Annotated in this window: 8 protein-coding genes and 1 CRISPR repeat array; of the genes, 6 read left to right on the forward strand and 2 right to left on the reverse strand. The window is 34.9% G+C overall.

Annotated elements, in window-relative coordinates:
• Positions 1 to 51: 51 nt before the first annotated feature.
• From cas12a to cas2, 4 genes are read left to right on the forward strand one after another with little or no spacing between them, the layout of a single operon-like run.
• On the forward strand, positions 52 to 3,837 hold the full coding sequence (cas12a, locus tag CEW93_RS00395) for a type V CRISPR-associated protein Cas12a/Cpf1 (protein ID WP_089541090.1): 3,786 nt from the start codon (positions 52 to 54) through the stop codon (positions 3,835 to 3,837).
• Positions 3,838 to 3,893: 56 nt separating this feature from the next.
• Positions 3,894 to 4,457, forward strand: a complete 564-nt coding sequence (gene cas4 / locus CEW93_RS00400) for a type V CRISPR-associated protein Cas4 (protein WP_089541089.1) — start codon at positions 3,894 to 3,896, stop codon at positions 4,455 to 4,457.
• A gap of 14 nt (positions 4,458 to 4,471) precedes the next feature.
• Positions 4,472 to 5,476 carry a type V CRISPR-associated endonuclease Cas1 gene (gene cas1, locus CEW93_RS00405; RefSeq protein WP_089541088.1) on the forward strand — a complete coding sequence of 335 codons (1,005 nt, stop codon included), beginning with the start codon at positions 4,472 to 4,474 and terminating at the stop codon, positions 5,474 to 5,476.
• 3 nt (positions 5,477 to 5,479) lie between these two features.
• Positions 5,480 to 5,749 (forward strand): CRISPR-associated endonuclease Cas2, encoded by a 270-nt coding sequence (cas2, locus tag CEW93_RS00410; protein WP_089541087.1) that lies wholly within the window; start codon positions 5,480 to 5,482, stop codon positions 5,747 to 5,749.
• 167 nt (positions 5,750 to 5,916) lie between these two features.
• A CRISPR array of direct repeats spans positions 5,917 to 9,976; the repeat unit is 36 nt; unit sequence GTCTAACGACCTTTAAAATTTCTACTATTTGTAGAT.
• 12 nt (positions 9,977 to 9,988) lie between these two features.
• On the opposite strand, the gene CEW93_RS00415 is transcribed toward cas2, so the two are convergent.
• Positions 9,989 to 10,729, reverse strand: coding sequence for a type III pantothenate kinase (locus CEW93_RS00415; RefSeq protein WP_089540704.1), 741 nt, complete (start codon positions 10,727 to 10,729; stop codon positions 9,989 to 9,991).
• On the reverse strand, positions 10,726 to 11,577 hold the full coding sequence (locus tag CEW93_RS00420) for a biotin--[acetyl-CoA-carboxylase] ligase (RefSeq protein WP_089540702.1): 852 nt from the start codon (positions 11,575 to 11,577) through the stop codon (positions 10,726 to 10,728). The genes CEW93_RS00415 and CEW93_RS00420 overlap by 4 nt, the downstream gene beginning before the upstream one ends.
• A gap of 65 nt (positions 11,578 to 11,642) precedes the next feature.
• Here CEW93_RS00420 and CEW93_RS00425 point away from each other — a divergent pair, with 65 nt between their 5' ends.
• Together CEW93_RS00425 and CEW93_RS00430 are read left to right on the forward strand one after the other, a co-directional pair.
• The gene (locus CEW93_RS00425; RefSeq protein WP_089540700.1) at positions 11,643 to 12,449 is read left to right on the forward strand and encodes a sulfite exporter TauE/SafE family protein; all 807 of its coding nucleotides are present in this window, start codon (positions 11,643 to 11,645) and stop codon (positions 12,447 to 12,449) included.
• A gap of 188 nt (positions 12,450 to 12,637) precedes the next feature.
• The gene (locus CEW93_RS00430; RefSeq protein WP_089540697.1) at positions 12,638 to 13,213 is read left to right on the forward strand and encodes a hypothetical protein; all 576 of its coding nucleotides are present in this window, start codon (positions 12,638 to 12,640) and stop codon (positions 13,211 to 13,213) included.
• The last annotated feature ends 228 nt before the right edge of the window (positions 13,214 to 13,441 follow it).

The raw sequence follows: 13,441 nt of genomic DNA on the forward strand, positions 1-13,441 counted from the left end.
ATTTATTGCAACAAGTGTACTGTTTAATGTCTTAACATCAGGAAAATTCGTATGAATACAAGTTTATTTTCATCATTCACTCGCCAATATCCAGTTACCAAAACCTTGCGTTTTGAATTAAAACCAATGGGTGCGACATTGGGGCACATTCAGCAAAAAGGTTTTTTACACAAAGATGAAGAGCTGGCAAAAATTTACAAAAAAATCAAAGAACTGCTTGATGAGTATCATCGGGCGTTTATTGCAGATACGCTGGGCGATGCTCAGCTTGTGGGCTTGGATGATTTTTATGCAGATTATCAAGCACTCAAACAAGACAGTAAAAACAGTCATCTAAAAGATAAGCTCACCAAAACCCAAGACAATTTACGCAAACAAATCACCAAAAATTTTGAAAAAACACCACAGCTTAAAGAACGCTATAAGCGTTTGTTTACTAAGGAGCTGTTTAAAGCTGGTAAGGATAAAGGAGATTTGGAAAAATGGCTGATAAATCATGACAGTGAGCCAAATAAGGCAGAAAAAATCTCATGGATTCATCAATTTGAAAATTTTACCACCTATTTTCAAGGATTTTATGAAAATCGCAAAAATATGTACAGTGATGAAGTCAAACATACTGCCATTGCTTATCGTTTAATCCATGAAAATTTGCCACGCTTTGTTGATAATATACAAGTTTTATCCAAAATCAAATCGGATTATCCTGATTTATATCACGAATTGAATCATTTGGACAGTCGCACGATTGATTTTGCTGATTTTAAGTTTGATGATATGTTACAGATGGATTTTTATCATCATCTGCTTATCCAATCAGGCATCACCGCTTATAATACGCTTTTGGGCGGTAAAGTATTAGAAGGTGGTAAAAAGTTGCAAGGCATCAATGAGTTAATAAATCTATATGGTCAAAAACATAAAATTAAGATTGCAAAATTAAAGCCTTTGCACAAACAAATATTAAGTGATGGACAAAGCGTCTCATTTTTGCCCAAAAAGTTTGATAATGATTATGAATTGTGCCAAACTGTCAATCATTTTTATCGTGAATATGTGGCTATTTTTGATGAGCTGGTGGTTTTATTTCAAAAATTTTATGATTATGACAAAGACAACATATATATCAACCATCAACAGCTCAATCAACTATCGCATGAGTTATTTGCTGATTTTAGGTTATTATCACGTGCGTTGGACTTTTATTATTGTCAGATAATTGATGGTGATTTTAATAATAAAATCAACAACGCCAAAAGCCAAAATGCCAAAGAAAAATTATTAAAAGAAAAAGAGCGATACACCAAATCAAATCATAGCATCAATGAATTGCAAAAGGCAATCAACCACTATGCCAGTCATCATGAAGACACAGAAGTTAAAGTCATTAGTGATTATTTTTCAGCGACAAACATTCGTAATATGATTGATGGCATTCATCATCATTTTAGTACAATCAAAGGTTTTTTGGAAAAGGATAATAACCAAGGCGAGAGTTATCTGCCCAAACAAAAAAACAGCAATGACGTTAAAAATTTAAAATTATTTTTAGATGGTGTTTTGCGACTGATTCATTTTATCAAACCTTTGGCATTAAAATCAGATGATACCCTAGAAAAAGAAGAGCATTTTTATGGGGAGTTTATGCCTTTGTATGATAAATTGGTAATGTTTACGCTGCTGTATAATAAAGTGCGTGATTATATTAGTCAAAAACCCTATAATGATGAAAAAATCAAACTCAACTTTGGCAATTCAACTTTATTAAATGGTTGGGATGTCAATAAAGAAAAAGATAATTTTGGGGTGATATTATGCAAAGAGGGTTTGTATTATTTGGCGATTTTAGATAAATCCCACAAAAAAGTCTTTGATAATGCACCAAAAGCAACCAGTAGCCACACATATCAAAAGATGGTATATAAGCTACTGCCAGGACCTAATAAAATGCTGCCCAAAGTGTTTTTTGCAAAAAGTAATATTGGTTATTATCAGCCATCGGCACAATTATTAGAAAACTATGAAAAAGGCACACACAAAAAAGGCAGTAATTTTAGTTTAACAGACTGTCATCATTTGATTGATTTTTTTAAATCCAGCATTGCCAAGCATCCAGAGTGGAAAGAGTTTGGTTTTAGATTTTCTGACACTCACACTTATCAGGATTTAAGTGATTTTTATAAAGAGATAGAGCCGCAATCTTATAAAGTTAAGTTTATTGATATTGATGCTGATTATATTGATGATTTGGTTGAAAAAGGTCAATTATATCTGTTTCAATTATACAATAAAGATTTTTCAAAGCAATCTTATGGTAAACCAAATCTGCACACCTTATATTTTAAGTCATTGTTTAGTGATGATAATCTCAAAAATCCGATTTATAAACTCAATGGCGAAGCTGAGATATTTTATCGCCGTGCTTCATTGAGTGTGTCTGATACGACCATTCATCAAGCAGGAGAAATATTAACACCCAAAAATCCCAATAATACCCATAATCGCACATTAAGTTATGATGTGATTAAAAATAAACGCTATACAACAGATAAGTTTTTTCTGCACATACCGATTACCATGAACTTTGGTATAGAAAATACAGGATTTAAAGCATTTAATCATCAAGTCAATACCACTTTAAAAAACGCTGATAAAAAAGATGTGCATATCATCGGTATTGACCGTGGAGAAAGACATTTGTTGTATGTCAGCGTGATTGATGGCGATGGTCGTATTGTGGAGCAGCGAACGTTAAATGATATTGTATCCATTTCTAATAATGGCATGAGCATGAGTACGCCGTATCATCAGATATTGGATAACAGAGAAAAAGAGCGTTTGGCGGCTCGCACCGATTGGGGGGATATTAAAAATATCAAAGAATTAAAGGCAGGGTATTTAAGTCATGTGGTGCATGAAGTGGTGCAGATGATGTTAAAATATAATGCCATGATTGTTTTGGAAGATTTAAATTTTGGTTTTAAACATGGTCGCTTTAAGGTGGAAAAGCAAGTTTATCAAAATTTTGAAAATGCATTGATTAAAAAATTAAATTATTTGGTATTAAAAAACGCTGATAATCACCAGCTAGGTTCTGTGCGTAAGGCTTTGCAATTAACCAATAATTTTACCGACATAAAAAGTATTGGCAAACAAACAGGGTTTATTTTTTATGTGCCAGCATGGAATACCAGTAAAATAGACCCAACCACAGGTTTTGTGGATTTGTTAAAACCCCGTTATGAAAATATGGCACAGGCTCAAAGTTTTATCAGCAGGTTTAAAAAGATTGCTTATAATCATCAGCTTGATTATTTTGAATTTGAGTTTGATTATGCCGATTTTTATCAAAAAACGATAGATAAAAAACGTATTTGGACTTTATGCACTTATGGTGATGTGCGTTATTATTATGACCATAAAACTAAAGAAACAAAGACCGTTAATATTACCAAAGAGTTAAAATCATTGTTGGATAAGCATGATTTAAGTTATCAAAATGGTCATAATTTGGTAGATGAGCTGGCAAATTCTCACGACAAGTCATTATTAAGTGGCGTGATGTATTTATTAAAAGTTTTGTTGGCATTAAGATATAGTCATGCTCAAAAAAATGAAGATTTTATTTTATCCCCTGTGATGAATAAAGATGGTGTGTTTTTTGACAGTAGATTTGCTGATGATGTGTTGCCAAATAATGCTGATGCAAATGGTGCTTATCATATTGCTTTAAAGGGATTATGGGTGCTCAATCAAATCCAATCTGCCGATAATATGGATAAGATTGATTTGAGCATCTCTAATGAGCAGTGGCTACACTTTACACAAAGCCGCTAATCTTTTTTTGACCACCAATCCATTAGTGGGTTGGTGGTTTTTATTGGGTAAAATATATGGAATACCATACTTTAAATATCAGTCAATTAAATGATTTTGTCTTTTGTCCTTATTCTATTTATCTGCATACGGTATATCAAACCCTTGATGATGACAATTATTATGATTTACCACAAATTAAAGGTAAATATGCTCACCAAACAGTCGATGATGGCACATACAGTACCAAAAAATCTGTGATAACAGGTATGATGGTGTATTCAGAGTATTATGGTTTGGTTGGGCGGATTGACCAATATTTTTTTGATGATAAAAAGTTGGTGGAGAGAAAACGTAGCATTAAAACAATCTATGATGGTTATAAATTACAACTTTATGCACAGTATTTTTGCATGATAGAAATGGGATTTGTGATAGATAAACTTGGGTTTTATTCTATGGTGGATAATAAAAGCTATCCATTAGCGATACCTGATGATAAAACAATCCATTGGTTTGAAACACATCTTAATCACATTCGTCAGTATCAGCCATTAGATACCCATGTTCATATCAATGAGAATAAATGCCAGCATTGTATTTATTGTCCATTATGCGATAAAACAACTTTGTTAATTTAATAAAAGGAGTGATTATGCTAACAACAGCAGATATATATCATCGTCAAGTGGTGTTATTAAACACATTGGAAAATAAATATCACTTGTGTATCATACAAGGCAATTTGGTGATTAAAAATAATGATGAGATATTAACCCGCATTTCTAAACAACAAGCCTTTGCAGTGATGGTGATTGGTAATTGCAGTATTACTAGTGTGATGATTGATTATTGTCAAAAGTATGGTATTGCCTTAGTGTTGCTTAATAGCAGATTAAGACCAATATTATTTGCCAGTCTAAGTGGTGAAGCAAATTTTTTATTGCGTCAAAAGCAATATCTATCAACAAAAATCATTCACCAAAAGATTGCCAATCATCTGGTTTATAATAAAATATATAATCACATACAACTTATTAAGAACATTCGTCAAAAAGATGATATTATCAAAAAATCCATCATTGATTTGAGTGATTATCAAGATAAATGTTATGGTATGGAGCAATTAGATGGTTTGATGGGTATTGAAGGAAATGCTGCTAGAATGTATTTTAAATGCTATTTTGGTCAATTAAAACACCATACATGGCAAAGTAGAAAACCAAGACTGAAAATAGACCCCATCAATGTAGTTTTGGATATGGGTTATACGTTACTGTTTAATTATATGGAAGCAAATTTGCGATTGTTTGGCTTTGATGTGTATAAAGGAATGTTGCACCAATTGTGGTTTAAGCGTAAATCTTTGGTTTGTGATTTTGTAGAGCCATTTCGCTGTATTATTGACAGACAAGTGCTTATTGCTTTTAATCTTGGTCAGTTTAGGTCGGAGCATTTTAGTCAAGTCAAAATGCAATATCAGCTAAAAAACAAACACAGCAAAGAGTATCATGCGATTTTGATGAAATCAATTATTGAATATAAAATGGAGATATTTATTTATGTTCGTGATTTTTATCGAGCCATTATGAAAATGTCAGAAAATAATATTGATGTGCCATTACCTTTGTTTGATATCAATATAAAACATCAGGAGTGATTTATGATTATTGTAAGTTATGATATTAGTAATGATAAAGTACGAAGTAAATTTTCTAAATTTTTATTAGAATATGGCGACCGATTGCAATATTCGGTTTATGAGATTCAAAATAGCGATAGAGTGCTAAATATGATTACTGAAAAAATAAAAGTGGAGTTTGAGCCGCTTTTTACCAATGCAGATAGTGTGATGGTCTTTCGTTTTAATCAAAGAGAAGTGTTAAGATTTGGCAATGCTTTGCATAAAAAAGAGAGCTTGTTGGTGTTATAAATATGTGTTATAATAAACAAGTTTTCATAATAAAAATGGACTAAGGATAAAATTGCAAACCTAAGTCTTCCTATGAAAATTTGATTGTTTTGGGAGTGAATATGACAAATTTTGTTTGCTATATAGACAAAAAATGTTTAAAAAGTAATAATTTTTGCCCAAAACGGGTCTAACGACCTTTAAAATTTCTACTATTTGTAGATTCACACCGCACCGACATTTATGAGACATGTCTAACGACCTTTAAAATTTCTACTATTTGTAGATGCATTACCGATGAGACCATGCCATTTTTAGTCTAACGACCTTTAAAATTTCTACTATTTGTAGATCCAAATTTGGCGATTTGGTCGGATAATGTGGTCTAACGACCTTTAAAATTTCTACTATTTGTAGATCGCCAAGTGGGGGTCATCCATGATATTTGTCTAACGACCTTTAAAATTTCTACTATTTGTAGATGATTATTGACGTGGGCAATGAGTGGTTTGTCTAACGACCTTTAAAATTTCTACTATTTGTAGATTTTTTGGAAAAAATTGGCTGATTTTTGTCTAACGACCTTTAAAATTTCTACTATTTGTAGATTGTGGCAGCGGCGATTGAATCCATCGTGTCTAACGACCTTTAAAATTTCTACTATTTGTAGATCTTGCCATCTGTGGCAATGGGGACATGGGTCTAACGACCTTTAAAATTTCTACTATTTGTAGATAGAGCTGGGTTTTTCGCCAACTTGATAAGTCTAACGACCTTTAAAATTTCTACTATTTGTAGATCAGGTTTTTTATTGCAAAAACTAATCGTCTAACGACCTTTAAAATTTCTACTATTTGTAGATTTCTAACAGTTCAAAATTTGACATATAGTCTAACGACCTTTAAAATTTCTACTATTTGTAGATGAACCATGACTTTCGAGTACTGGGATAAGTCTAACGACCTTTAAAATTTCTACTATTTGTAGATAACTCGTTGGGTATCGCCATGCTGTCAGCGTCTAACGACCTTTAAAATTTCTACTATTTGTAGATCCCATTCTTTGCGGTGATGGTCTTGAGTCTAACGACCTTTAAAATTTCTACTATTTGTAGATCCATTCTAACTGTTGGCGGTGGCGTACGTCTAACGACCTTTAAAATTTCTACTATTTGTAGATTTAATGTCGGTAGAGATGGAAACTATTCGTCTAACGACCTTTAAAATTTCTACTATTTGTAGATATCCGTACACTTGTTCAGGCTATGGTAAGTCTAACGACCTTTAAAATTTCTACTATTTGTAGATTAAAAAAATATAAAAAACTATTGACGCAGTCTAACGACCTTTAAAATTTCTACTATTTGTAGATAGTCTGATGGCGTGCATATCATTCGTGTCTAACGACCTTTAAAATTTCTACTATTTGTAGATCATGGCAATAAGCTCCAAACTGTTCAAAGTCTAACGACCTTTAAAATTTCTACTATTTGTAGATATTTTTCGCATCTATCACGCTCGTTTGGTCTAACGACCTTTAAAATTTCTACTATTTGTAGATTATTCACCAGTTTGGACATCGACCAATGTCTAACGACCTTTAAAATTTCTACTATTTGTAGATATTTTTTCGCTTGCTCTTTGCTTTTCTGCTGTCTAACGACCTTTAAAATTTCTACTATTTGTAGATAAACATTTGTTTTAATAACAATGTTTTTGTCTAACGACCTTTAAAATTTCTACTATTTGTAGATCCATTTACCTTGTTTGAATTCGCTGTCCGTCTAACGACCTTTAAAATTTCTACTATTTGTAGATTTTGATTTATGTTTGGCTTGGGGGATAGGTCTAACGACCTTTAAAATTTCTACTATTTGTAGATGGATTCCCAAACAGGTTTGTGGTTGGTGTCTAACGACCTTTAAAATTTCTACTATTTGTAGATACGATGCCCCATAAATAGCATCGGGGCGTCTAACGACCTTTAAAATTTCTACTATTTGTAGATTGCGATAGTCGGCGGTATGGTCAGTATGTCTAACGACCTTTAAAATTTCTACTATTTGTAGATTACTTATCACAGTCTGGCGTTTCATCATGTCTAACGACCTTTAAAATTTCTACTATTTGTAGATCTTTGCAGGTATTGTATTTACCCCTATCAAGTCTAACGACCTTTAAAATTTCTACTATTTGTAGATGTCAGCTCGTCAATGGTAACACCCATGGTCTAACGACCTTTAAAATTTCTACTATTTGTAGATAAAAGGAGCAAAAATAATATAGTTTATTGTCTAACGACCTTTAAAATTTCTACTATTTGTAGATGGTTTGCCGTGCAAAAATCGCTGATATGTCTAACGACCTTTAAAATTTCTACTATTTGTAGATGCGACAAGCTTAGGGCGACCGTCCTTGTGTCTAACGATCTTTAAAATTTCTACTATTTGTAGATCTCAGCGTTTTTTATTGCTAATAAGATAGTCTAACGACCTTTAAAATTTCTACTATTTGTAGATGCTCTTACCCTGACCAGATGGGGCTACGTCTAACGACCTTTAAAATTTCTACTATTTGTAGATGCAAGCAATGCCCTGCTGATGTCTCGGGTCTAACGACCTTTAAAATTTCTACTATTTGTAGATTATCATGGATAGGTTGTGTGGTGGCTCAGTCTAACGACCTTTAAAATTTCTACTATTTGTAGATCAGGAAGTCGCTAAACTTGCTGAACTGTCTAACGACCTTTAAAATTTCTACTATTTGTAGATTCCTTGACAATCGGCTCGGAGATTTCGTGTCTAACGACCTTTAAAATTTCTACTATTTGTAGATCGCAGAACAAGTGGGAAATACATGGGCGTCTAACGACCTTTAAAATTTCTACTATTTGTAGATATGTCAGGGTGGTCAGCTCGTTGAATTGCGGTCTAACGACCTTTAAAATTTCTACTATTTGTAGATTTTTTTGGTGATGATTATGCAAGAACACGGTCTAACGACCTTTAAAATTTCTACTATTTGTAGATCCATCATGGTTCAGCTTTATCATTTTGGTCTAACGACCTTTAAAATTTCTACTATTTGTAGATGTGCTGTGTGATAAGATTAAGAGCGGTTGTCTAACGACCTTTAAAATTTCTACTATTTGTAGATATGTTACCTGCTTTGGCAAGGTCTCTGGTCTAACGACCTTTAAAATTTCTACTATTTGTAGATGTTTGTATCAAAAACAGCTCATCAGCTAGTCTAACGACCTTTAAAATTTCTACTATTTGTAGATTGTGATTGGCACTTTACTGTCTGCTAAGGTCTAACGACCTTTAAAATTTCTACTATTTGTAGATCTCCTAAAATCGCAAGACTTCAAGCCATTGTCTAACGACCTTTAAAATTTCTACTATTTGTAGATTCATCAATGAACTTCGCTTTTCTGTCAAAGTCTAACGACCTTTAAAATTTCTACTATTTGTAGATCATGGATTATCTCTTTACTGCATGGTTGTCTAACGACCTTTAAAATTTCTACTATTTGTAGATTTCATATCCCAGACAAAGTGGGCGAGATGATAAAGTGTCTAACGACCTTTAAAATTTCTACTATTTGTAGATTTCATATCCTCGCTCGATGAGTTCCTGAAGTCTAACGACCTTTAAAATTTCTACTATTTGTAGATAGAGCGGATTTTGTCCACTGTATCAGGTCTAACGACCTTTAAAATTTCTACTATTTGTAGATGTAGCTTACCGCTCCCAAACAGACGCGTCTAACGACCTTTAAAATTTCTACTATTTGTAGATCCATCTACACGCACTTACCATCTACCCAGTCTAACGACCTTTAAAATTTCTACTATTTGTAGATTTAGACGCACACACAAACAAAAAATGCGTCTAACGACCTTTAAAATTTCTACTATTTGTAGATTTATCAGGCATCTAGCCACAACCTTAACTGCGTCTAACGACCTTTAAAATTTCTACTATTTGTAGATCAATTAAAGCTAGACATCATCAACAAAGTCTAACGACCTTTAAAATTTCTACTATTTGTAGATGTGCAGAAGCTCAACAACCAAGATGACGTCTAACGACCTTTAAAATTTCTACTATTTGTAGATTGCCAAATCATTCAAAGCAGTTATCTTATGTCTAACGACCTTTAAAATTTCTACTATTTGTAGATTTCATGATAACGTCATTGGAGGTGTGGGTCTAACGACCTTTAAAATTTCCACCACTATAAATTGATGACTGCAACCTAAGCAAAATATCGCTTTAACCCTATTAATAACAGCTCTTTTTCTGTTTTTAGCTCTTGATGAAATTGAGCATTAATCATATCCGCTCCGCCCCCAGTCAGTATCAGCTCAAAATCAGGATAATCTGTCATGATTGCACGCACCGCTCCCACCACACCAAACAGTACGCCATGATTGACCGCATCAAAGGTGGTTTTGCCAAGCTCTATGCTGTCAAACTTGCCTCCTTTAACAGCAATCTGCTGCGTGCCAGCATACAAAGCATGGCGTTGCATATAGACATTAGGTAGGATATAGCCCCCCAAATGCACGCCTTTGTTAATCAAATCAATGGTCAGTGCCGTACCACAGCCCACCACACATTGACGTTTGTGTTTATCCACCGCCCCAAGCATTTGTAGCCATCTGTCCACACCCAGCTCCTTGGGATTGTAGTGGCTTTTTAGCTTGTCATGATTGGCATTGACTTTGGCAAATTCATAGGGCACACCAAGCGTATCTAGCGTTTGCATGATGGCAGTATTGATTTTGTCGCCAAGCACGCTTGAAATGCCCACAAACTCTGGACAAAAACTTGCCAACGTACCAAGTAGCCCCAGTAGCAGCTCATTGGGGGCTTTTAAATGCTCACGAGCATCGTGGGCGATGATGGTGTCATTTTCTACAATCCAGTATTTTAGGCGAGTATTGCCCAAATCTAGCCACAGTTTTTTGGTAAATTGGTGGGGTAAATCGCTCATGGGTTGTCCTTATAAATCTGTGCCATGCCTGCAAAAATGGGCGTGATGCTGTCATGGTGTTGTAATAATAATTCACCTTGCTGACCAATACCAATACATTTGCCTTGCGCATAACTATCAGCCACATTATTTTGCATAAAGATTTGAACATATTGGTTTGTTAAAAGATGGCTTTGGTTAAATTGATCCACAAAACTTTGTAAATAAATCATCTCTTTACAATCATTGCAAATTTGTACCGCTTGCAGTATGGCATTGGTGATTGGCGTGTATAAATCTTGGGCGGTTAGGTGGATGTCAAACTGCCTTAAACAAGTGGCTTGATAGAGACCATCTTTGATGATGGGTGCGTGATTGACATTGAGTCCCACACCAACCACCACACCCACCAAGGTGTTTTTGTCATGGATTTTTTTAAACACAGGCTCAATCAAAATGCCAGCCAGTTTGTTAAACACGCCCATATTTTCATCATAAAAGCCCACATCATTTGCCCATTTAACGCCGATTAAAGGGAGTCTCTCTTTTTGGCGGTGGCTGTTGATAGTTTGGATTGGGGGCAAGTTGGCAAGCTTGTAGCCCACCACAAGCGATATTAAGCCTGACAAGGCGTGTAGCTGAAAATTATCTGTACCCATTGGCACATATAGGCTTAAAAGTACATTATCCACGCCGCTTACCCAAGTGCGTCCGTGCTGTCCACGTCCTGCTGTTTGATGGCTTGCGGTATAAAGATGATGGGTGGTGTGGTTGTGTGTGCCACCAGTGATGGCGTGGATAAGCTGGGTGTTGGTGCTATCAGTGGTATCAAAATGGCGATGAATGACAGAGATTAACAATTGGCTCATGGTGTTGGTCAAAGCAAAATTTGGTTATAATAGCATAAATTTTTGTATGGTTTAAGGTTTTGACAATGATGTATCTGTGGTTTGTGGTGGCAGGGACGATAGCAGGGGTGTGTGCTGGGCTGTTTGGTGTCGGTGGGGGCTTGATTATTGTGCCTGCTTTGGTGTGGATTTTATCGGCGTATGGTTTGCCAAATGACGTGGTGCCACATATTGCGGTGGGGACGGCACTGGCGACCATTATTTTGACGTCCATCAGCTCCATGTCGGCACACCACAAACGTGGGGGCGTGCGTTGGGATATTTTTAAAAATATGGCAAAGGGGCTGGTGCTAGGTTCTTTGGTGGGAGCATGGATAGCCACGATGATAGATGGCAAGGCACTACAAGCGATTATCGGTGGTGGGGCGGTGCTGATGGCAATCAAAATGCTCTTTTTTCCCAACAAAGAAAATCTTAACAAGCCCTTGCCCAAAGACTATGCCCAAAGTGCAGCAGGTGTGGTGATTGGTGGGCTGTCGGCGATTTTTGGGATTGGCGGGGGGAGTTTGACCGTGCCGTATTTGTCGCATAATGGCGTACCAATGAAGCAGGCGGTGGGAACTTCATCTGCTTGTGGCTTGCCTATTGCCATTGCTGGGGCGGTGGGCTTTATGTGGTTTGGAAGGCAAACAGTGGGTGCGTTTGAGGTGTCTGGCACGGTGGGTTTTGTGCATATTGGGGCGTTTGTGGCGATTAGCATGGCAAGTTTTGTGATGGCAAAAGTGGGGGCAAAACTGGCTCATGTTTTGCCTGCTCAAACCTTAAAGCGAGCGTTTGGCTGTTTGCTTTTGGTGGTGGGTTGTCAGCTGGTGTGGGTTGGGGTTTTTGGGTAGTTTATTGATGATTTATATCTTAATTTTAGCCTAAAATCATTTAAATCCTTACTTTTTAGACTGATGAAAAATAATTGTAAACTTATTTTTATAAGATATAATGACTATCATCTAAAACAATAAACATTGATTATTCTTTAATCAAAAAATAATGCCACAATTTTTTGTGTCCATGATGGTTAATTGACATGAACTTTTTAAAGATATTAAATAACGGTAATAAGTTAGATATTGGTGATATATTTATACTTTTACTGTTTCTTTCGTTTGCTATATTAATGACCGTTGATTATGGTATTCTTGGATATCATAGATACATACCACAAGAGAATGAATTAAAATATACTGAAGGTATTTTAAGAAAAAGATTGCAGAAAGAAGCAATGGGAAAAGGCTCTAGTACTTATTATTATCAAATTTATGACTCAAATGCAAAAAAATACCTAGATTTTAGTTGTGATTATACTGCGGTAAGTAGAGGTAGTAATGGTGACTGTCGTTTTCCAAAAGAATATGAAAACAAACAGGTAAAAGTTGGTTGGTATCAACAGCCAGATTTTTTAATGTATTCAAATGACAAATTGCAAATCGTCATTTTAGAAAAAGATGGCAAACAAATCCGCAGTTATAATCATTGGTTAGATGAGATTAGAACCAATAATATTATCAATATTATTGTGGTGATATTTTTTAATGGTATGTGTATTTTATTCTCTTATTTTTCGTTGCCAAGATATAATAGAAAGTTTAAAAACAAAATGTGAGGTGATGTATTTCTGCTAAGGTGTTTGGTGAAGTTTTTGGTATAATTGGTTTTAAAGTAGGTATTCTTAATATATCTTGTTAAAGTATTCAAAGTTTGGATTGTAATATGGTCATATTCAAAAACTTAAATACTAATAAATACATGAGATGAAATCTCACAATGTCTCGATTGATGCTCATCATCAAACCTATATGATTGACCAAATTTTTGCTAAAATACCCCATTT

Origin of the sequence: Moraxella sp. VT-16-12, assembly GCF_002224245.2 — a bacterium.
Taxonomy (GTDB): Bacteria; Pseudomonadota; Gammaproteobacteria; order Pseudomonadales; family Moraxellaceae; genus Moraxella.

Coding starts and splice junctions, on each gene's coding strand:
- cas12a (WP_089541090.1), top strand. CDS start 52: ATGAATACAAGTTTATTTTCATCATTCACTCGCCAATATCCAGTTACC.
- CEW93_RS00415 (WP_089540704.1), bottom strand. CDS start 10,729: ATGAGCGATTTACCCCACCAATTTACCAAAAAACTGTGGCTAGATTTG.
- cas4 (WP_089541089.1), top strand. CDS start 3,894: ATGGAATACCATACTTTAAATATCAGTCAATTAAATGATTTTGTCTTT.
- cas1 (WP_089541088.1), top strand. CDS start 4,472: ATGCTAACAACAGCAGATATATATCATCGTCAAGTGGTGTTATTAAAC.
- CEW93_RS00430 (WP_089540697.1), top strand. CDS start 12,638: ATGAACTTTTTAAAGATATTAAATAACGGTAATAAGTTAGATATTGGT.
- CEW93_RS00425 (WP_089540700.1), top strand. CDS start 11,643: ATGATGTATCTGTGGTTTGTGGTGGCAGGGACGATAGCAGGGGTGTGT.
- CEW93_RS00420 (WP_089540702.1), bottom strand. CDS start 11,577: ATGAGCCAATTGTTAATCTCTGTCATTCATCGCCATTTTGATACCACT.
- cas2 (WP_089541087.1), top strand. CDS start 5,480: ATGATTATTGTAAGTTATGATATTAGTAATGATAAAGTACGAAGTAAA.